The organism is Streptomyces sp. NPDC101191, assembly GCF_044767915.1.
Taxonomy (GTDB): Bacteria; Actinomycetota; Actinomycetes; order Streptomycetales; family Streptomycetaceae; genus Streptomyces.
The window spans coordinates 521041-540814 of the sequence record NZ_JBIWOU010000006.1; the positions used below are offsets into that span (position 1 = coordinate 521041).

Annotated in this window: 18 protein-coding genes; 15 read left to right on the forward strand and 3 right to left on the reverse strand. The window is 71.8% G+C overall.

Annotation, left to right across the window (positions count from 1 at the left end; all coding sequences use genetic code 11):
• Positions 1–20 precede the first annotated feature (20 nt).
• Positions 21–914: a carbohydrate kinase gene (locus ACIRQF_RS25390; RefSeq protein ID WP_404095268.1), complete on the reverse strand. Its 894-nt coding sequence runs from the start codon at positions 912–914 to the stop codon at positions 21–23.
• Positions 915–1042: 128 nt separating this feature from the next.
• On the opposite strand from ACIRQF_RS25390, the gene ACIRQF_RS25395 reads away from it, so the two are divergent.
• On the forward strand, positions 1043–1468 hold the full coding sequence (locus ACIRQF_RS25395) for a Rieske (2Fe-2S) protein (RefSeq protein WP_382480731.1): 426 nt from the start codon (positions 1043–1045) through the stop codon (positions 1466–1468).
• Between the two features lie 55 nt (positions 1469–1523).
• On the opposite strand, the gene ACIRQF_RS25400 is transcribed toward ACIRQF_RS25395, so the two are convergent.
• Complete coding sequence (locus ACIRQF_RS25400) at positions 1524–2453, reverse strand: hypothetical protein (protein WP_404095270.1); 930 nt, start codon at positions 2451–2453, stop codon at positions 1524–1526.
• Positions 2454–2687: 234 nt separating this feature from the next.
• Between ACIRQF_RS25400 and ACIRQF_RS25405 the strand changes: the two genes are divergently transcribed.
• The gene (locus ACIRQF_RS25405) at positions 2688–3293 is read left to right on the forward strand and encodes a papain-like cysteine protease family protein (RefSeq protein ID WP_376629673.1); all 606 of its coding nucleotides are present in this window, start codon (positions 2688–2690) and stop codon (positions 3291–3293) included.
• Between the two features lie 5 nt (positions 3294–3298).
• Positions 3299–4111 (forward strand): hypothetical protein, encoded by an 813-nt coding sequence (locus ACIRQF_RS25410; protein WP_404095491.1) that lies wholly within the window; start codon positions 3299–3301, stop codon positions 4109–4111.
• Between the two features lie 402 nt (positions 4112–4513).
• Here ACIRQF_RS25410 and ACIRQF_RS25415 read toward each other — a convergent pair whose 3' ends face one another.
• Positions 4514–5269 carry an SDR family NAD(P)-dependent oxidoreductase gene (locus tag ACIRQF_RS25415; RefSeq protein ID WP_404095274.1) on the reverse strand — a complete coding sequence of 252 codons (756 nt, stop codon included), beginning with the start codon at positions 5267–5269 and terminating at the stop codon, positions 4514–4516.
• Between the two features lie 58 nt (positions 5270–5327).
• On the opposite strand from ACIRQF_RS25415, the gene uvrC reads away from it, so the two are divergent.
• The 12 genes from uvrC to pgi all read left to right on the forward strand — a co-directional run bounded on the left by uvrC (position 5328) and on the right by pgi (position 19770).
• Positions 5328–7313, forward strand: a complete 1986-nt coding sequence (uvrC, locus tag ACIRQF_RS25420) for an excinuclease ABC subunit UvrC (protein WP_376629677.1) — start codon at positions 5328–5330, stop codon at positions 7311–7313.
• Positions 7310–8275, forward strand: a complete 966-nt coding sequence (gene rapZ, locus ACIRQF_RS25425) for an RNase adapter RapZ (RefSeq protein ID WP_376629679.1) — start codon at positions 7310–7312, stop codon at positions 8273–8275. Before uvrC ends, rapZ begins: the two co-directional genes overlap by 4 nt.
• Positions 8272–9309 (forward strand): uridine diphosphate-N-acetylglucosamine-binding protein YvcK, encoded by a 1038-nt coding sequence (yvcK, locus tag ACIRQF_RS25430; protein ID WP_376629681.1) that lies wholly within the window; start codon positions 8272–8274, stop codon positions 9307–9309. Before rapZ ends, yvcK begins: the two co-directional genes overlap by 4 nt.
• Positions 9300–10289, forward strand: coding sequence for a DNA-binding protein WhiA (whiA, locus tag ACIRQF_RS25435; RefSeq protein ID WP_030205188.1), 990 nt, complete (start codon positions 9300–9302; stop codon positions 10287–10289). The genes yvcK and whiA overlap by 10 nt, the downstream gene beginning before the upstream one ends.
• A 172-nt stretch (positions 10290–10461) precedes the next feature.
• Positions 10462–13416, forward strand: coding sequence for a M14 family zinc carboxypeptidase (locus tag ACIRQF_RS25440; protein ID WP_404095278.1), 2955 nt, complete (start codon positions 10462–10464; stop codon positions 13414–13416).
• 246 nt (positions 13417–13662) lie between these two features.
• A complete protein-coding gene (gap, locus tag ACIRQF_RS25445) occupies positions 13663–14670 on the forward strand; it encodes a type I glyceraldehyde-3-phosphate dehydrogenase (RefSeq protein ID WP_376629685.1) in 1008 nt (335 codons plus the stop codon).
• A 108-nt stretch (positions 14671–14778) separates the two neighbouring features.
• A complete protein-coding gene (locus ACIRQF_RS25450) occupies positions 14779–15990 on the forward strand; it encodes a phosphoglycerate kinase (RefSeq protein ID WP_376629687.1) in 1212 nt (403 codons plus the stop codon).
• Positions 15991–15997: 7 nt separating this feature from the next.
• A complete protein-coding gene (gene tpiA / locus ACIRQF_RS25455; protein ID WP_376629689.1) occupies positions 15998–16774 on the forward strand; it encodes a triose-phosphate isomerase in 777 nt (258 codons plus the stop codon).
• A 107-nt stretch (positions 16775–16881) separates the two neighbouring features.
• A complete protein-coding gene (gene secG / locus ACIRQF_RS25460) occupies positions 16882–17112 on the forward strand; it encodes a preprotein translocase subunit SecG (RefSeq protein WP_265866124.1) in 231 nt (76 codons plus the stop codon).
• Positions 17113–17189: 77 nt separating this feature from the next.
• The gene (locus tag ACIRQF_RS25465; RefSeq protein ID WP_003957010.1) at positions 17190–17525 is read left to right on the forward strand and encodes an RNA polymerase-binding protein RbpA; all 336 of its coding nucleotides are present in this window, start codon (positions 17190–17192) and stop codon (positions 17523–17525) included.
• Between the two features lie 119 nt (positions 17526–17644).
• Positions 17645–18013: a hypothetical protein gene (locus ACIRQF_RS25470; RefSeq protein ID WP_404095283.1), complete on the forward strand. Its 369-nt coding sequence runs from the start codon at positions 17645–17647 to the stop codon at positions 18011–18013.
• Between the two features lie 92 nt (positions 18014–18105).
• Positions 18106–19770 carry a glucose-6-phosphate isomerase gene (pgi, locus tag ACIRQF_RS25475; RefSeq protein WP_404095494.1) on the forward strand — a complete coding sequence of 555 codons (1665 nt, stop codon included), beginning with the start codon at positions 18106–18108 and terminating at the stop codon, positions 19768–19770.
• The last annotated feature ends 4 nt before the right edge of the window (positions 19771–19774 follow it).

Below are 19774 nucleotides of genomic sequence, written 5' to 3' on the forward strand. Positions count from 1 at the left end.
TGCCGCTGCGGGGCGCCCCCTCAGGCGTCGACCAGCTCGTGCCCGTACGGCGGCTCCGCGCCCGCCCGCGTGCAGGTGACCGCCGCCGCCCGCGCCGCGAAGGACAGCAGTTCCCGCCAGTCCTCCCGGGACAGCGCGGCCGGCGCCCGGCCCGCGAGAGCGTGCAGCAGCGCGGCGTTCACCGTGTCGCCCGCGCCGATCGTGTCCACCACCTTCACCCGCACGCCCGGCACCGTCACCTCGTACCCGGGTGTGAAGACGGTCAGGCCCTCGGCACCCCGGGTCAGCACCACCGCGGCCGGACCCGCGGCCAGCCACTCCTCCGGGCCGCCGCCCAGCCAGGCCGCGTCCTCCTCGGACAGCTTCAGGAGCGAGACGTACGGCAGCCATCCCGCGAACCGCTCCCGGTACGCGACCGGGTCCGGGATCAGCCCCGGCCGGATGTTCGGGTCCAGCAGGGTGAAGGCGCCGTCCCGCGAGGAACGCCGCAGCAGCGCCTCGTAGGCGCTCGCGCCCGGCTCCAGGGCGAGCGAACAGGTCCCGAAGGCCACCGCCCGCACCCCCTCCGGCAGCCGCTCCGGGACGGCGAAGAGCCGGTCCGCCGTGCCCTCCACGTAGAAGCCGTAGCGCGCGGAGCCGTCCCGACCCACCGAGGCCACCGCCAGCGTCGTCGGCTCCGGTCCGCGCTGGACGAGACCGGTCCCGACCCCCGCCGCCCGCAAGCCCGCCACCAGCGCCTCACCGAAGGCGTCCGTCGAGACCCGGGAGCAGAAGGACACGTCCGCCCCGATCCGCCCGAGAGCGACCGCCGTGTTGTACGGGCCGCCGCCCCGGCGCGGCAGGAGCGGGGCGAGGGGGCCCGGCGCCCCACCGGGGACCAGGTCGATCAGGGACTCACCGGCGACGACGATCACGTACCGGAACGTAACCCATGCCCCGCCCGTCAGGACAGCCCGGCCGCCGGCGCCCGCGAGCCCGCCGGTATCGTCGGTTCGGTCCCCACTCACGACGTCTTGTCCCCGACCCGACCGATGGAGCGCCCATGTCCGGCCAGACCCCCCGCCGCACCGTACTGAAAGGCGCCGCCCTCGCCGGAGCCGCCGGGCTGGGTGTCGCCGCCTGCTCCACCGACTCCAAGCTGGGCCACGCCGAGAACCCCACGCCCACCGCCCCGGTGACCCTCGGTGCGCCCGACGACGTCCCCGTCGGCGGCGCCAAGCTCTACCGCGAGCAGCGGCTCCTCGTGCACTGCCCCGCCAAGGGCCAGTACAAGGCCTTCAGCGCCCAGTGCACCCACGCCGGCTGCGTCCTCGACAAGATCGAGAAGAACGAGGGCAACTGCCCCTGCCACGGCAGCCGCTTCGACGTGACCACCGGCCAGGCCGTCCAGGGCCCGGCGACCGTGCCGCTGCCCGAGGTCCCGGTGCGGGTCGAGAACGGCCGGCTGGTCGCGGGACCGCAGGCGTAGCACCCGCCGGGTGGGGCGACCGGCGGCCCGGTCAGGTCCACGACCGGCGGCCCCGTCAGGTCCAGTCCCAGTCGATGCCCAGGATTCCCGGGCGCACCCCCTGCTCCACCAGGTGCACCGCGCGGTGCCGGCCGCTCAGGGTCAGTTCGGCCCGCCCGCCGCGCGGTGCCCCCGTGGACGCCTGCGCGAAGCGCCGGCACCGCACCGGCAGGGCGGCCTCGTCGAACCGGACCTGCAGCACGTACTGCCCGCCCGCGAAGCTGAAGCCGCGTACGTACTCCCGGCTCGGCCCGCCCGTACCGTCCTCGAAGCCGTACGAGAAGACGTACGTCTCCCCGGCCCGCAGCCGCGCGTCGAAGAGCAGCTCGGCGACCAGCACCCCGGTCCCCGCGTGCCGGCGCACCCGCCCCACCCGGCAGTTCTCCGCCGCCCGCACCTCCACCCGGTCCGGATCACAGCCCGGATCGCCCCGGTGGATCGCCAGATAGCGGTCGACGCCGTCCCGGTGCGCCCGCACCACCTGCTGCGAGTCCCGCCCGAGCAGCTCCCGCGCGGCCCCGATCCGCACCCGCTCCTGGTGCCCCACCGTGTGCAGCCCGCCGTCCGTCGGGGACTCCAGTTGGGCCAGCAGCTCCTCCACCACCCCCGAGGCCTCGACCAGCGAGCGGTACGAGCGGGCCGCCGGGCGCTCCACCTCCGCACGGGCGGCGGCGTCCTCGGCGAGCAGCCGGATCAGCGAGTTCCCGGGCAGCTGGAGCACCTCCTCCAAAGCCCGCACCGCCTTCATCGACTCCGGCCGCTGCGGTCGGCGGGCTCCCTGCTGCCAGTAGCTGAGGGACGTCACACCGACCTTCACGCCGCGGTGCGCCAGATGGTGCTGGACCCGCTGCAGCGGCAGCCCGCGCACGGCGAGCGCGGTGCGCAGCGCCAGATGGAACGGGCCGGTGTGCAGCAGCTGCACCAGATCGGCCTCGGTGTGGCCCACGAGGTCTCCTCAGTGAACGTTCACGGTGGGGGGAGGCGGCGCGTCCGGGCGTCCGGGGGTCGGGCAGGTGGACCGGCGCCGGCCGTTCACACCCGGGTCACACCGTTCACAGCGCGCCGTCACCCCGCATTGAAGCGTGTTGACCCGATCCGGACAACGCCCGATGCTCCAGACCAGCGTCCGGACGCGCTCCTCTCCTCCGACTCCCCACATCCCCACCCCGGGAGGAACGCGATGCGCAGCAGAAAGACCCTCGCGGCACTTGTCGCCGCAGCCGCCCTCTTCGTCGTCCCCGCCCCGTCGGCGTCCGCCGCGCCGACGGCAGCGCGGGACGGCGCGGCGGACGGCGTCTCCGCCCTCGCCTACAAGCGCCTGAACATCACCATGCAGGCCCAGCAGAAGACCAACTGGTGCTGGGCCGCGAGCGGCAACACCATCGCCACCTGGTACGGCCGGAACTACAGTCAGAACCAGTTCTGCAACGCCGCCTTCGGCCGCCAGCAGGGCTACGACTGCCCCAACTGGCAGGCCGACCTGGGCAACGTCCAGAACGGGCTCAGCTGGGCGGGCATCAGTCCCGGTTCGTACGTGACCGGCTGGCTGCGGTACTCGACCGTCCAGACCGAGATCAACGCCGGGCGGCCCGTCGAGACCCGGATCCAGTGGGCCGGCGGCGGCGGGCACATGCACGTCGTCTACGGCTACGACGACGCCGACAGCTGGGTCTACTGGGGCGATCCCTGGCCCTCCAGCGACCGCTACAACTGGGCCTCCCACGCCTGGTACGTGAACAACAGCTCCTTCTCCTGGACCCACTCGCTCTACCGGATCGGGGCGTGACGACGATGGACGTACGCATACGTGCCCTGGGGGCCGGTCTGCTGGGCGCCGTGGCACTCGTCGCCCTGGGGGCGGTGCCGGCCGACGCGGCCGGCCCGGCCGGCGGGCCCGGTGCCGGCGGGACCCTTCCGGTCGCGCCGACGCCCGAGCAGGCGGCCGCCGCGCCGCGCACGCTCGACACCGTCGCCCGCTTCTTCGCCCGGGACGACGCCGCGTCCGCCCGTGCGGCGGCTCCGCCCCGGATCGAGGGGGCGTCGGTGCCCGTACGGCTCCTGTCGCCCGACTTCGTGGCCGGGAAGCCGGGAGCGCCGGTGGCGCGCGTCGAGTTCCACGCCAGCAAGGCGGTCGCCGCGGACGGGCGGACGGCCTCGCTGTGGTCCGTGCGCGGGCCGGGCGGCGGCTGGCAGGTGGTCAACATCGCCACCGGTGACGACGAGGTCCGCTACACCGCGCAGGGGCTGCGGCTGCTGCCGGGCGGGACCGTCTTCCGGGAGCCGCAGATCGACGCCTGGTACGTGCAGAAGGGGGCGAAGGTGCTGCCGCTGGACGAGGACGCGGTGCGGGCGGTGGGGCGGAACGGGACGTCGCTGGACGCCTATCGGGTACGCGTGACGAAGGCCTACGGGGACAAGCTGCCGGGCTCCGCGTACGCGCGCCGGGGCGCGGCCGGGGGGTACGACACCGGTGCCGGTGCCGTTGCTTCCGAGCCCGCGGCTGCCGAGCCGGCCGTGGCGGTCGCCTCGGTGGTGGGCGGGGCGGGGGCGCTGCTGGCCCTGACGTTCGCCGCGGGCGTGGCCTTCCGCCGCCGCCCCCACTGACCCCCGCCGGGGCTCACCCCCCATCCCCGGCGGTGTCCCCCACGGGCCGGGGCCCGCGCGCCGACTACGGCGTATTCGCGCGGGCCCCGGCTAGCCCCTCACGGGAGTGGGCCCCGGCCCGCCCCGTGGGGGACGTCCGCCCCACACCACCGTGTGGGGCACTCGTCCCTCCACGGGACTCCGTCCGGGGGCACCCAGCCGGGAGGGACGGGCACACGGGACTGCGCCGGGCGGCGCGCACCGCTCACCGTGCCTGTCCGGCCACCACGACGGCGCCGTGCTCCCGTGGCCGGCGTCAGCGCGGTAGCGGCCAGGCGCGTGGTCCGTCGTGCCCACCCGTTCCGCCGTGGCGGAACGGGTGGGCCCAACGGGGTGTGCCCGCCCGAGCCGCCCGGGGGCAGGTCACTGGGCCAGGTAGCCGCCGTCGACCGGGAGGATCGCGCCCGTGACGAAGGACGCCTCGGGCGAGGCGAGGAAGAGGATGGCCGCCGCGACCTCCTCGGGGCGGCCGAAGCGGGCCATCGGGTGCGCCTTCGCGACCGTGTCCAGGTATTCCGGGCCGCCCGGCTCGTCGCGGACGGCGGCCACCCGTTCCGTCTCGATCGTGCCCGGGGCGACCGCGTTGACGCGGATGCCGTGCGCCGCCCACTCCACCGCCAGGTGCTTGGTCAGGCCCGTCGCCACGAACTTCGCCGGGCCGTAGACCGCCTGCCGGGCCTGGCCCGCGACGCCCGACACGGACGAGGTGCACACGATCGCGCCGCCGCCCGTCCCCCGCATCGCCTCGATCGCGTACTTGCAGGTCAGGAACATGCCCCGGCCGTCGATCGCCATCACCTCGTCGAAGTCGGCGGCGCTCGCCTCCGTGACGTCGAGCAGCGGGATCACGCCGGCGTTCGCCACCAGCACGTCGAGGCGTCCGAAGCGTTCCACCGCGGTGGTGATCATGCGGCGGGCGTCGGCGTCGTCCGAGACGTCGCCCACGACCGTCACCACGCCGTCGCCGAGCGTGCGCAGTCCCTCCCCGTTCACGTCCGCCGCCACCACCCGGGCGCCCTCCGCCGCGAAACGCAGCGCCGTCGCCCGGCCGATCCCGCTCGCCGCTCCCGTCACCACGCACACCTGACCGGCGAGCCGTCCTGAACCCTGGTTCGTCATGTCCGGCCAACGAGCGCACGCGGCCGGAGTGTCGGTCCCCGCCAGTAGGGTGGGAGCCATGGCCGACCCCTCCAGCTACCGCCCCAGGCCGGGACAGGTCCCCGACTCGCCGGGGGTCTACAAGTTCCGCGACGAGCACCGCCGGGTGATCTACGTCGGGAAGGCGAAGTCCCTGCGCCAGCGCCTGGCGAACTACTTCCAGCCGCTCGCGAGCCTGCACCCGCGTACGGCGACGATGGTGACCACCGCCGCCTCCGTGGAGTGGACCGTCGTGGCGACCGAGGTCGAGGCGCTGCAGCTGGAGTACTCCTGGATCAAGGAGTTCGACCCCCGGTTCAACGTGAAGTACCGGGACGACAAGAGCTACCCGTATCTCGCCGTCACGCTCGACGAGGAGTTCCCACGCGTCCAGGTGATGCGGGGGCACAAGAAGAAGGGCGTGCGCTACTTCGGGCCGTACGCGCACGCGTGGGCCATCCGCGAGACCGTCGACCTGATGCTGCGCGTGTTCCCGGTGCGTACGTGCTCCGCGGGGGTCTTCCGCAACGCCGCGTCGGCCGGGCGGCCCTGCCTGCTCGGTTACATCGGGAAGTGCTCGGCGCCCTGCGTCGGGCGGGTCGACCCCGAGGAGCACCGCGAACTGGCCGAGGACTTCTGCGACTTCATGGCCGGCCGCACCGGCACGTATCTGCGCCGCCTGGAGAAGCAGATGATGATCGCGGCCGAGGACCTGGAGTACGAGAAGGCCGGCCGGCTGCGCGACGACATAGAGGCCCTCCGCAAGGCCATGGAGAAGAGCGCGGTGGTGCTCGCCGACGCCACCGACGCCGACCTGATCGCGCTCGCCGAGGACGAGCTGGAGGCCGCCGTCCAGATCTTCCACGTGCGCGGCGGCCGGGTCCGCGGCCAGCGCGGCTGGGTCACCGACAAGGTCGAGGCCGTCGACACCGCCGGGCTCGTCGAGCACGCCCTCCAGCAGCTGTACGGCGAGGAGAGCGGCGACGCCGTCCCCAAGGAGGTGCTCGTCCCCGCCCTGCCGGAGGACACCGAGGCGGTCACCGCCTGGCTATCCGGGCGCCGCGGGTCGAACGTGTCGCTGCGCGTCCCGCAGCGCGGCGACAAGAAGGCCCTCATGGAGACGGTCGCCCGGAACGCCCAGCAGTCCCTGGTGCTGCACAAGACCAAGCGGGCCAGCGACCTCACCACCCGCTCCCGGGCCCTGGAGGAGATCGCCGAGGCCCTGGACCTGGACTCGGCGCCGCTGCGCATCGAGTGCTTCGACATCTCGCACCTGCAGGGCGAGGACGTCGTGGCCTCCATGATCGTCTTCGAGGACGGACTGCCCCGCAAGAGCGAGTACCGCCGCTTCCAGATCAAGGGTTTCGAGGGCCAGGACGACGTCAGGTCCATGCACGAGGTGATCAGCCGCCGCTTCAAGCGCTACCTCGCCGAGAAGGAGAAGACCGGCGAGTGGGTGGACGGGGAGGTGCCCGCCGAGGCCGAGGGGCGCGAGGACGACGGGCGGCCCAAGCGCTTCGCCTACCCGCCTCAGCTCGTCGTCGTCGACGGCGGGCAGCCCCAGGTCGCCGCCGCCCGGCGCGCCCTGGACGAGCTCGGCATCGACGACATCGCCGTCTGCGGCCTCGCCAAGCGCCTGGAAGAGGTCTGGCTGCCCGGCGACGACGACCCGGTGGTGCTCCCGCGCTCCAGCGAGGGCCTGTACCTCCTTCAGCGGGTACGTGACACGGCTCACGACTTCGCCATCCGCTACCAGCGGTCCAAGCGCACGAAGCGCATCCGCAGCAGCCCGTTGGACGCCGTCCCCGGCCTGGGGGACACGCGCAAACAGGCGCTCATCAAGCATTTCGGCTCGGTCAAACGCCTCCGGCAGGCGACAATCGAGCAGATCTGCGAGGTCCCCGGCATGGGCCGCAAGACGGCCGAGGCCGTGGCGGTGGCCCTCGCGCAGGCGGCCCCGGCCGCGCCCGCCGTGAACACGGCAACTGGAGAGATCATGGAAGACGACGGGGGCAGCACAGCATGACCACCCACGACGAGCACGAGCAAGAGACCGAGTACGAAGGCGGAGCACCAGACATGAGTACGGGCGCGACGGAGGCCGACGGCGAGAACAACGCCGACGCGGCCATCCCCGAGCTGGTGATCATCTCCGGCATGTCCGGGGCCGGGCGGTCCACCGCGGCGAAGTGTCTGGAGGACCTCGGCTGGTTCGTCGTCGACAACCTCCCGCCCGCACTGATCCCCACCATGGTCGAGCTGGGAGCCCGCTCCCAGGGCAACGTGGCCCGGATCGCGGTCGTCGTCGACGTCCGCGGCCGGCAGTTCTTCGACAATCTGCGCGAGTCCCTGGCCGATCTCGACGCCAAGCAGGTCACCCGCCGGATCGTGTTCCTGGAGTCCTCCGACGAGGCCCTGGTCCGGCGCTTCGAGTCGGTCCGCCGGCCGCACCCGCTCCAGGGCGACGGCCGCATCGTCGACGGCATCGCCGCCGAGCGCGACCTGCTGCGCGAGCTGCGCGGCGACGCCGACCTGGTGATCGACACCTCCAGCCTCAACGTGCACGAGCTGCGCGCCAAGATGGACGCCCAGTTCGCGGGCGACGAGGAGCCCGAGCTGCGGGCCACCGTGATGTCCTTCGGCTTCAAGTACGGGCTGCCGGTCGACGCCGACCTCGTCGTCGACATGCGCTTCCTGCCGAACCCGCACTGGGTTCCCGAGCTGCGCCCCTTCACCGGCCTGAACGAAGAGGTCGCCAACTACGTCTACAACCAGCCCGGGGCCAAGGAGTTCCTGGACCGCTACACCGAGCTGCTCCAGCTGATCGCCGCCGGCTATCGCCGCGAGGGCAAGCGCTACGTGACGATCGCGGTCGGCTGCACCGGCGGCAAGCACCGCTCCGTCGCCACCGCCGAGAAGCTGGCCGCCCGCCTGGCCTCGGAGGGCGTCGAGACCGTCGTCGTGCACCGGGACATGGGGCGCGAGTGAAACCGTACCGCCGGCGTACGTCCACCCTCTCGGTGCGGCGGACGCTCCGCAGGCGCGGCGCCCAGCCCAAGGTCGTCGCGCTCGGCGGCGGCATGGGCCTGTCGGCCTCCCTCGCCGCCTTGCGCCGCATCACCGGCGACCTGACCGCCGTGGTCACCGTCGCCGACGACGGGGGCTCCAGCGGCCGGCTGCGCGAGGAGCTGGGCGTGCTGCCCCCGGGAGACCTCCGCAAGGCGCTCGCCGCGCTGTGCGGAGACGACGACTGGGGCCAGACCTGGGCCCGGGTCATCCAGCACCGCTTCCAGTCCAAGGGCGAGATGCACGGCCACGCCGTGGGCAATCTGCTGATCGTCGCCCTCTGGGAGCAACTGGGCGGTGACCCGGTCCAGGCCCTCGACCTGGTCGGCAAGCTGCTCGGCGCACAGGGCCGGGTGCTGCCCATGTCCGCCGTACCGTTGGAGCTCCAGGCCCTGGTCAAGGGCCACGACCCGGCGCGCCCGCAGGACGTGGACACGGTGCGCGGCCAGGCCACGGTGGCCCTGACCCCGGGCGAGGTGCAGTCCGTGCACCTGGTGCCGAACGACCCGCCGGCCGTGCCCGAGGCCGTGGCCGCGGTCCTGGACGCGGACTGGGTCGTGCTCGGCCCCGGGTCCTGGTTCTCCTCGGTGATCCCGCACCTCCTGGTGCCCGAGCTGCTCGACGCCCTCGTGGAGACGAAGGCCCGTCGGGTGCTCTCGCTGAACCTCGCGCCGCAGCCCGGAGAAACAGAGGGCTTCTCCCCGCAGCGTCATTTGGAGGTTTTGGCACGACACGCCCCTAAACTCGCCCTGGACGTGGTGCTGGCCGACGAGGCCGCCGTGCGCGACGTGTCTGCCAGGGAGCCTCTCGCCGATGCCGCCAAGCGGCTCGGCGCCGAGGTCGAGCTGGCGCCGGTCGCCAGACCCGACGGTGCTCCGAAGCACGATCCGGAGCTGTTGGCCGCCGCGTACGACCGTATTTTTCGGATGCATGGAAGGATCGGCCCATGGCGATGACGGCAGCGGTGAAGGACGAGATCTCCCGGCTCCCCGTCACCCGGACCTGCTGCAGGAAGGCAGAGGTCTCGTCGATCCTGCGGTTCGCCGGCGGGCTGCACCTGGTGAGCGGCCGGATCGTGATCGAGGCGGAGCTGGACACCGCGATGGCGGCCCGCAGACTCAAGCGGGACATCCTGGAGATCTTCGGGCACAGCTCGGAGCTGATCGTGATGGCCCCCGGAGGCCTGCGCCGCGGCTCGCGCTTCGTGGTGCGCGTGGTCGCGGGCGGCGACCAGCTGGCCCGCCAGACGGGCCTGGTGGACGGCCGGGGCCGCCCCATCCGGGGTCTGCCCCCGCAGGTGGTCTCCGGGGCCACCTGTGACGCCGAGGCGGCCTGGCGCGGGGCCTTCCTGGCGCACGGTTCGCTGACCGAGCCGGGTCGCTCCTCCTCCCTGGAGGTCACCTGCCCCGGCCCCGAGGCCGCGCTCGCGCTCGTCGGCGCCGCGCGCCGGCTGTCGATCGCCGCCAAGGCCCGTGAGGTCCGCGGGGTGGACCGGGTCGTGGTCCGGGACGGCGACGCCATCGGCGCCCTGCTCACCCGGCTGGGCGCGCACGAGTCGGTGCTGGCCTGGGAGGAGCGGCGGATGCGGCGCGAGGTCCGCGCCACCGCCAACCGCCTGGCCAACTTCGACGACGCCAATCTGCGCCGCTCGGCCCGGGCCGCGGTAGCCGCGGGCGCCCGGGTGCAGCGGGCCCTGGAGATCCTCGGCGAGGAGGTGCCCGAGCACCTCGCGGCCGCGGGCCGGCTGCGCATGGAGCACAAGCAGGCCTCCCTGGAGGAGCTGGGCGCGCTCGCCGACCCGCCGCTCACCAAGGACGCCGTGGCCGGCCGGATCCGCCGCCTGCTCGCGATGGCGGACAAGCGGGCCCAGGACCTGGGCATCCCCGGGACCGAGTCCAACCTGACGGAGGAGCTGGACGACAGCCTCGTCGGCTGAGCCCCAACCCTCCTTTTCGGCCAACTCCCCACTGCCGGTGCCTTTCTGAGGTACCGGCAGTTCCGTTTGGCGGGCTTCGGCCGACGCGCCGCAGGCACCCTTGACAGGGGTATGAGCCCCCACGAATCTGGCGTCCGTTCACATTCGTGGCAGACGACAGCAAGGGGGGCTGATGAGGCGCACCGCGAGATCGATCCTCGCCGTGGCATCACTGCTGATCGCGGGTCTGGCGACGGCACCCGGCGCCGGGGCGCGGACCGGGGGCACCGGCGGGGACGCCGGGCAGCTCTCCGTCTGGCGGGCGACGGTCACCAAGGAGCAGGTGCCGCTCCTGCTGGACGCGGGCACCGACGCGCACGAGCTGACCGAGCAGGTGCCCGCGAAGGGCGCCGCGACCGTCGAGCTCTACCTCACCGGGAAGCAGGCCGGGCAGCTGCGCCGGCAGGGCGTCGCGCTCACCGAGCACACCCTGACCGCACAGGCCGAGAAGCGGGTCGCGAGCGCCGGCGACGGCGTCTTCCGCCCGTACGGCGGCAAGGGCGGCCTCAAGCAGGAGATCCTGGACACCGCCCGGGCCCACCCCGGTCTCACCAAGGTCGTCTCCATCGGCAGGACGGTCAAGGGACAGGACATCCTCGCCCTGAAGGTCAGCAAGGGCGCCCGGACCTCCAAGGACGGCGGCAAACCGGCCACGCTGTACCTGTCCAACCAGCACGCCCGCGAGTGGATCACCCCCGAGATGACGAGGCGGCTGCTCCACCACTACCTGGACGGCTACGGCAGGGACCCGCGGATCACGCGGATCGTCGACACCACCGAGCTGTGGTTCGTGCTCTCCGCCAACCCCGACGGCTACGACTTCACCCACGCCGACCCCGCCAACCGCCAGTGGCGCAAGAACCTGCGCGACAACGACGGCGACGGGCGGATCGAGCCCGGCGACGGCGTCGACCTCAACCGCAACTTCGCCTACAAGTGGGGCTACGACGACGAGGGCTCGTCGCCGGACCCGGCCGACGAGACCTTCCGCGGCAGCGGCCCCATGTCCGAGCCCGAGACCCGGGCCCTGGACGCCTTCCAGAAGCGCATCGGCTTCCGCTACGCGATCAACTACCACTCCGCCGCCCAGCTGCTGCTGTACGGCGTCGGCTGGCAGGTCGCCACCGACACCCCCGACGACGTGGCCCTCAGGGCGCTCGCCGGCACCCCGGAGAAGCCCGCGGTGCCCGGCTACCGGTCGCAGGTCTCCTCGGAGCTCTACATCACCAACGGCGAGGCCGACGGACACGCCGCGAACGTCAACAGGACGCAGATGTTCACCCCGGAGATGTCGACCTGCGCCACCGCCTCCCGGAAGGACCCGAACGACGCCTGGGACCCGGCCGACTGCGCCTCCGTCTTCACGTTCCCCGACGACGAGAAGCTGATCCAGGCCGAGTTCGCGAAGAACATCCCGTTCGCGCTCGCCGTCGCCGAGACGGCCGCGCACCCCGACCGCCCGGTCTCCCCGGTCGGCATCGAGGCGCCGGACTTCACCCCGGACGCCTTCGCCACCTCCTACGCGCGGGGCGCCGACCAGGAGGTGTCCGTCACCGCCCGCAAGTCGCTGCGCGGCAAGACCCTGAACTACCGGATCAACGGCGGCCGCACCCAGCGCGCGGGCCTGGAGCCCTGGAAGGGCGGCGAGACGTACGGCGGCGGGGACAACCTCTACTTCGACGAGTACCGCGCGAAGGTCGAGGGTGCGAGGACCGGCGACAAGGTCGAGGTCTGGTACACCGCCCGCACCCGCGAGGGCCGGGCGACCGCGTCCGCCCCGTTCACGTACACCGTGGCCGAGCGCCCCCGCGCCGACGTCCTCGTCCTCGCCGACGAGGGCGGCACCACCGCCGCCCGGCACGCCGGCACCTATGTGAAGGCACTCGCCGCGAACGGCCGCCGGGCCACCGTCTGGGACGTCGCCACTCAGGGCGCCCCGCACGCCCTGGGCGTGCTGGGCCACTTCCGCACCGTCCTCTGGTACTCCGGTGCCGAGCAGCCCTCGGGAGCCGCCCTCCAGGCCGTTCGCGCCTATCTCAACGAAGGCGGCAAGCTGATCGACATGGGCGAGAAGTCCGGCGGCTTCGCGCAGGTCGGCCGCGCCCAGTCCAACGACTTCGCCCAGTACTACCTCGGTGCCTACCACCGGGCGGGCCTCAACGGCCCGTCGTCCTTCGCCGGCGCCGGCCGTCTCGGTGCCACCGGCACGCCCCTCGCGGCCGCGGCGGACAACCCGCTCGACAACGCCGGCGCGTACACCGTCACCTCCGACACCCTGAAGCCCGACCGCTTCCCGCAGTTCGCGAGCAGCGCGTCCGCGGGCGACTACCCGGGCGTCCGCACCCCCTTCGAGCCGTACGCGGGCAGCCGCTTCGCCGCGCTGCGGCACGCGGACGGCACCTGGGGCCGGCTGAGCCGGACCGTCGACCTGACCGGCGTCGCCGCCGCCTCGAAGCCGAACCTGACCTTCCAGGTCAGCTACGACACCGAGCCGGGCTACGACAACCTCGTCGTCGAGGCCCACACGGTGGGCCAGGACGACTGGACCACCCTGCCCGACGCCAACGGCGGCACCTCCGCGGAGCCGCCCGCCGACTGCGGGGAGGGCTACTACGTCCAGGAGCACCCCTTCCTCGCCCACTACCTGACCGTCGGCGCGGACGGCTGCACCGCCACCGGCACCACCGGCGCCTGGCACGCCTTCACCGGCCCCTCCAACGGCTGGCGCCAGGCGAGCATCGACCTGAGCGCCTACGCGGGCCGGAAGGTCGAGCTGGCGGTCTCCTACGTCTCCGATCCGGGAACCGGGGAGATGGGCGCCTTCCTCGACGAGCTCCGTCTCACGGCCGGGTCCGTGAGCGACACCGAGGGCTTCGAGAGCGGAATGGGCGATTGGTCCGTACCCGGAGCTCCGGCCGGAAGTCCCGGCAACACAAATGACTGGAAGAGTTCCGCGGCCCTCTTCCACTCGCAGGCAGCGGTCACGACCCGTGACACCGTCCTCCTCGGCTTCGGGCTCGAGCACGTCCCGAATGCGGCGGATCGGGCGAATCTACTCGGAAGGGCTCTTACTTCGCTCCGACGCTGAATCGGGCGCTCAGGCGAGCACGGAAAATTGTCACTCTCCGTAGTGGGGACCGAGGTCCCCGGAGGGCCTCTACCCGTTGGTAGACAAGGGCTGTAGGCCTTTTTCCAGCACTTTCCGGGCGTGTACGACCGCACCAGATGTCACGCGTAGCCATCTGGAGAGGTAGGGTCGTAAGCGGTCGGGGACATCCCAAAAAGAAGCTCGCCGGGCGTCGAAACCCGGCGTACCTAACGAGGAGATCGGTTCGTGACGATCCGCGTAGGCATCAACGGCTTTGGCCGTATCGGTCGCAACTACTTCCGCGCGCTCCTTGAGCAGGGTGCCGACATCGAGGTCGTGGCCGTAAACGACCTGGGTGACACCGCGACCACGGCCCACCTGCTGAAGTACGACACCATCCTGGGCCGCCTCAAGGCCGAGGTGACCCACACCGCCGACACGATCACCGTCGACGGCCACACCATCAAGGTGCTGTCCGAGCGCAACCCGGCCGACATCCCGTGGGGTGACCTGGGCGTCGACATCGTCATCGAGTCCACCGGCATCTTCACCAAGCGCGAAGACGCCGCCAAGCACCTCGCCGGTGGCGCGAAGAAGGTCCTCATCTCGGCTCCGGCCAAGGACGAGGACATCACGATCGTGATGGGTGTCAACCAGGACAAGTACGACGCGGCCAGTCACCACGTCATCTCCAACGCGTCGTGCACCACCAACTGTGTCGCCCCGATGGCCAAGGTCCTCGACGAGAACTTCGGCATCGTCCGCGGCCTCATGACCACGGTCCACGCGTACACCAACGACCAGCGCATCCTGGACTTCCCGCACAAGGACCTGCGCCGCGCCCGCGCCGCCGCGGAGAACATCATCCCGACCACCACGGGTGCCGCCAAGGCCACCGCGCTGGTCCTCCCGCAGCTCAAGGGCAAGCTCGACGGCATGGCCATGCGCGTCCCGGTCCCGACCGGCTCGGTCACCGACCTGGTCGTGGAGCTCTCCCGCGAGGTCACCAAGGACGAGGTCAACGCCGCGTTCAAGAAGGCCGCGGACGGCGAGCTCAAGGGCATCCTGTTCTACACCGAGGACGAGATCGTCTCCTCGGACATCGTGAGCGACCCGGCCTCCTGCACCTTCGACTCGTCGCTGACGATGGTCCAGGAGGGCAACTCGGTCAAGGTCCTCGGCTGGTACGACAACGAGTGGGGTTACTCCAACCGTCTCGTCGACCTCACCGTCTTCGTCGGCGGTCAGCTCTAAGCTCTAGGGCGGGCTTTCGATATGAAGCAGGGCTCGGGCAGCGCGAAGACGCGCTGTACGGGCCCTGTGTCGTGTGCTCCATCGCGTGTACCAAGGAGTCAGGAACAGATGAAGACGATCGACGAGCTGCTCGCCGAGGGAGTCTCCGGCAAGCGGGTGTTCGTCCGCGCCGACCTCAACGTGCCCCTCGACGGCACGACCATCACCGACGACGGACGCATCCGCGCCGTCGTCCCCACCGTCAAGGCGCTCGCCGACGCCGGCGCCCGCGTGGTGGTCGCCTCGCACCTGGGCCGCCCCAAGGGCGCCCCGGACCCGGCGTTCTCGCTCGCCCCGGCCGCCGCGCGGCTCGGCGAACTGCTGGGCGCCGACGTGGCCTTCGCGACCGACACCGTCGGCGAGTCGGCCACGTCGACCGTCGCGGGCCTCGGCGACGGCCAGGTGGCCGTCATCGAGAACCTCCGCTTCAACCCGGGCGAGACGTCCAAGGACGACGCCGAGCGCGGCGCCTTCGCGGACCAGCTCGCCCGGCTCGCCGACCTCTACGTCGGCGACGGCTTCGGTGCCGTGCACCGCAAGCACGCCTCGGTCTTCGACCTCCCGGGCAAGCTGCCGCACGCCGCCGGCTACCTCATCGCCACCGAGGTCGGCGTCCTGAAGAAGCTCACCGAGGACGTCAAGCGCCCCTACGTCGTCGTCCTCGGCGGCGCCAAGGTGTCCGACAAGCTCGGCGTGATCGACCACCTGCTGGAGAAGGCCGACCGCATCCTGGTCGGCGGCGGCATGGCCTACACCTTCCTCAAGGCCAAGGGCCACGAGGTCGGCATCTCGCTGCTCCAGGAGGACCAGATCCCGGCCTGCCTGGACTACCTGGCCCGCGCCGAGAAGCGCGGCGTGGAGTTCGTGCTCCCCGTCGACGTCCTGGTCTCGCCCGAGTTCCCCGACCTGAAGACCAAGGCCCCGACCAACCCCACCACGGTCGCCGCGGACGCCATCCCGGCCACGGAGGAGGGCCTGGACATCGGCCCGGAGACCCGTGAGCTCTACGCGGCCAAGCTGGCCGACGCGGGCACCGTCTTCTGGAACGGTCCCATGGGCGTCTTCGAGCACCCCGACTACGCGAACGGCACCAAGGCCGTCGCCCAGGGCCTGCTCGACTCGTCGGCCTTCACCGTGGTCGGCGGCGGCGACTCGGCCGCCGCCGTCCGCCTGCTGGGCTTCGACGAGAATGCTTTCGGCCACATCTCGACCGGCGGCGGCGCCTCCCTCGAATACCTCGAGGGCAAGCAGCTCCCCGGCCTCGTCGCACTGGAGGACTGACCCCTTTATGAGCACCCGTACCCCGCTGATGGCGGGCAACTGGAAGATGAACCTCAACCACCTCGAGGCCATCGCCCACGTCCAGAAGCTCGCCTTCGCGCTGACCGACAAGGACCACGACGCCGTGGAGGTCGCGGTCCTCGTGCCCTTCACCGACCTGCGCTCCGTGCAGACCCTGGTCGACGGCGACAAGCTGAAGATCAAGTACGGCGCCCAGGACCTCTCGGCCCACGATTCCGGGGCGTACACCGGCGAGATCTCCGGCTCGATGCTGGCCAAGCTGAAGTGCGCCTTCGTGGCCGTCGGCCACTCGGAGCGCCGCCAGTACCACGCCGAGACCGACGAGCTCTGCAACGCCAAGGTGCAGGCGGCCTTCCGGCACGGCCTGACCCCGATCCTCTGCGTCGGCGAGGAGCTGGACGTGCGCGAGGCCGGCAACGCCGTCCCGCACACCCTGGCCCAGGTCGAGGGTGGCCTGAAGGACGTCCCGGCCGAGCAGGCCGAGTCCGTCGTGATCGCCTACGAGCCCGTGTGGGCCATCGGCACCGGCAAGGTCTGCGGCGCCGAGGACGCCCAGGAGGTCTGCGCGGCGATCCGCGGCAAGCTCGCCGAGCTCTACTCGCAGGAGCTGGCCGACAAGGTCCGCATCCAGTACGGCGGCTCCGTCAAGAGCGGCAACGTGGCCGAGATCATGGCCCAGGCCGACATCGACGGCGCGCTGGTCGGCGGTGCCTCGCTGGACGCGGACGAGTTCGTGAAGATCGTGCGCTTCCGCGACCAGTGATGATGTAGAGCGGCGGACGCGATCCGTCGTACCCTTGCGGGGGTCGGGCAGGTACCCTGTCCGGCCCCCGTCCGTATAAGTCCGAGGAAGTTGGTCCAGCCGTGGTTATGGGGTTCTCGATCGCCCTGATCGTCTTCAGTGCGCTGCTGATGCTGCTCGTGCTGATGCACAAGGGGAAGGGCGGCGGCCTCTCCGACATGTTCGGTGGCGGCATGCAGTCGTCCGTCGGTGGCTCCTCGGTCGCCGAGCGCAACCTGGACCGCATCACCGTGGTGGTCGGTCTGCTGTGGTTCGCGTGCATTGTCGTACTTGGGCTTCTGATGAAGATGGACGGGTAACTCCAATCACTGGACGCGCGTTGGGCCTTACGTAGACTGGGGCATCTTCGAGCACCATCACGCAGGGAGTTACGACCGTGGCAAGTGGCAACGCGATCCGGGGAAGCCGGGTCGGAGCGGGGCCGATGGGGGAGGCCGAGCGGGGCGAGTCGGCACCGCGCCTCCGCATCTCCTTCTGGTGCTCGAACGGGCACGAGACGCAGCCGAGCTTCGCCAGTGACGCACAGGTTCCTGACACCTGGGACTGCCCGCGCTGTGGCTTCCCGGCCGGCCAGGACCGGGACAACCCGCCGGACCCGCCGCGCACCGAGCCCTACAAGACGCACCTCGCGTACGTACGGGAGCGGCGCAGCGACGCGGACGGCGAGGCGATCCTCGCCGAGGCGCTCGCCAAGCTCCGCGGTGAGATCTGAGCACGGCGTGACCACGTGAGAGCGTGACGAACGGGCGCCGCCCGCGAACCGGATTCGCGGGCGGCGCCCGTTCGCCGTTCCGTCCGGGCTACCGGCGGTGCGCGTCGGCGATGTGCGCGGTGAGCGCGCGGGCGGCCGTCGCCCGTGAGGAGGTCCACGCCGGCGGGAAGCGGCTCGCCGGCCTCGCCGACGCCGGCCTCGCTGACGCCGGCCTCGCTGACGCCGGCCTCGCCGACGCCGTCCTCGACGACGGCGCGCCCGCCGGCGACGCCGTACTGCCGCTGCCCGACGGGGGAGCGCTGTGCGGCATCTCCACGCTCACCTCCTCCCTGCTCGTGCAGACGGTCGTCGCCGAGGCCGTCGCGCTGCTCCTCGCCGAGGGACACGACGCGCCCGTGTACGTGTCCGCCGATCTGCCCGGCGGGCACGAGCGCAACGCGCTGCTCGAAGCGCGCTTCTCAGGACGGCTCCACGGCGGCGGCCACTGAACGTGTTCCGCCCACCGGATCAATTAGGTTGGAGGGGCAGCGGGGCACCTACGCAGGACACGGAGCAACACGAAGAAATGGGCGAAGTCGAGATGACGAACGCGGGACGTACCAGGCTCAACCAGCTGCCCGAGTGGGCGGCCCTCGGCAAGCACCGCGAGCAGCTGGGCGACACCCACCTGCGCGAGCTGTTCGCCGCCGACGCGCAGCGCGGCACCGGATACACGCTGCGCGTCGGTGACCTGTATCTGGACTACTCCAAGCACCTGGTGACGGACGAGACCCTGGCGCTGCTGCGCGAACTCGCGGCCGCCACCGGCGTCGCCGAGCTGCGCGACGCCATGTTCCGCGGCGAGAAGATCAACAACACCGAGCACCGCGCGGTGCTGCACACCGCGCTGCGCGCCCCGAGCGGCACGGTCGTCGAGGTGGACGGGGTCGACGTCGTCCCCGAGGTGCACGCCGTCCTCGACAAGATGGCCGGCTTCGCCGACAAGGTCCGGGCCGGCGAGTGGACCGGGCACACCGGCAAGCCCATCAAGAACATCGTCAACATCGGTATCGGCGGCTCGGATCTCGGCCCCGCGATGGCCTACGAGGCCCTGCGCTCCTTCACCCGGCGCGACCTGACGGTCCGTTTCGTCTCCAACGTCGACGGCGCCGACCTGCACGAGGCCGTCCGTGACCTCGACGCCGCCGAGACCCTCTTCATCGTCGCCTCGAAGACCTTCACCACCATCGAGACGATCACCAACGCCACCTCCGCCCGCAACTGGCTCCTCACCGAGCTGCGGGCCGGTCAGGAGGCCGTCGCCAAGCACTTCGTGGCCCTCTCGACCAACGCCGAGAAGGTCGAGGACTTCGGCATCGACACGGCGAACATGTTCGAGTTCTGGGACTGGGTCGGCGGCCGCTACTCCGTCGACTCCGCCATCGGACTGTCCCTGATGATCGCCGTCGGGCCGGCCGCCTTCCGCGAGATGCTCGACGGCTTCCACCTCGTCGACGAGCACTTCCGCACGGCAGCCCCCGAGGAGAACGCGCCGCTGCTGCTCGGCCTCCTCGGCATCTGGTACGGCGCCTTCTTCGACGCCCAGTCCCACGCGGTCCTGCCGTACTCGCACTACCTGTCGAAGTTCACCGCGTACCTCCAGCAGCTCGACATGGAGTCCAACGGCAAGTCCGTCACCCGCGACGGACAGCCGGTCGACTGGCAGACCGGACCGGTCGTCTGGGGCACCCCCGGCACCAACGGCCAGCACGCCTACTACCAGTTGATCCACCAGGGCACCAAGGTCATCCCGGCCGACTTCATCGGCTTCGCCAAGCCCGTCGCCGACCTGCAGCCCGGTCTGGTCGCCCAGCACGACCTGCTCATGGCCAACTTCTTCGCCCAGACCCAGGCCCTCGCCTTCGGCAAGACGCCCGACGAGGTCCGCGCCGAGGGGGTCCCGGAGGAGCTCGTCCCGCACAAGACCTTCCAGGGCAACCACCCCACCACCACGATCCTGGCCGACGCGCTCACGCCCTCCGTCCTCGGCCAGCTCATCGCGCTCTACGAGCACAAGGTCTTCGTCCAGGGCGCGGTCTGGAACATCGACTCCTTCGACCAGTGGGGCGTCGAGCTCGGCAAGGTCCTCGCCAAGAAGATCGAGCCGGTGCTGACCGAGGGCCGGGGGGCCGAGCAGCTCGACTCCTCGACCGCGGGGCTCGTCGACGTCTACCGCTCGCTGCGCGGCCGGAACCGAAGGGCCTGAGGGG

Excerpts from the sequence above, each read along its gene's own strand:
- secG (WP_265866124.1), top strand. The coding sequence starts at position 16,882 with ATGGGGTTCTCGATCGCCCTGATCGTCTTCAGTGCGCTGCTGATGCTG.
- ACIRQF_RS25410 (WP_404095491.1), top strand. The coding sequence starts at position 3,299 with ATGGACGTACGCATACGTGCCCTGGGGGCCGGTCTGCTGGGCGCCGTG.
- whiA (WP_030205188.1), top strand. The coding sequence starts at position 9,300 with ATGGCGATGACGGCAGCGGTGAAGGACGAGATCTCCCGGCTCCCCGTC.
- ACIRQF_RS25405 (WP_376629673.1), top strand. The coding sequence starts at position 2,688 with ATGCGCAGCAGAAAGACCCTCGCGGCACTTGTCGCCGCAGCCGCCCTC.
- ACIRQF_RS25415 (WP_404095274.1), bottom strand. The coding sequence starts at position 5,269 with ATGACGAACCAGGGTTCAGGACGGCTCGCCGGTCAGGTGTGCGTGGTG.
- rapZ (WP_376629679.1), top strand. The coding sequence starts at position 7,310 with ATGACCACCCACGACGAGCACGAGCAAGAGACCGAGTACGAAGGCGGA.
- pgi (WP_404095494.1), top strand. The coding sequence starts at position 18,106 with ATGACGAACGCGGGACGTACCAGGCTCAACCAGCTGCCCGAGTGGGCG.
- ACIRQF_RS25395 (WP_382480731.1), top strand. The coding sequence starts at position 1,043 with ATGTCCGGCCAGACCCCCCGCCGCACCGTACTGAAAGGCGCCGCCCTC.
- ACIRQF_RS25450 (WP_376629687.1), top strand. The coding sequence starts at position 14,779 with ATGAAGACGATCGACGAGCTGCTCGCCGAGGGAGTCTCCGGCAAGCGG.
- ACIRQF_RS25440 (WP_404095278.1), top strand. The coding sequence starts at position 10,462 with ATGAGGCGCACCGCGAGATCGATCCTCGCCGTGGCATCACTGCTGATC.
- tpiA (WP_376629689.1), top strand. The coding sequence starts at position 15,998 with ATGAGCACCCGTACCCCGCTGATGGCGGGCAACTGGAAGATGAACCTC.
- uvrC (WP_376629677.1), top strand. The coding sequence starts at position 5,328 with ATGGCCGACCCCTCCAGCTACCGCCCCAGGCCGGGACAGGTCCCCGAC.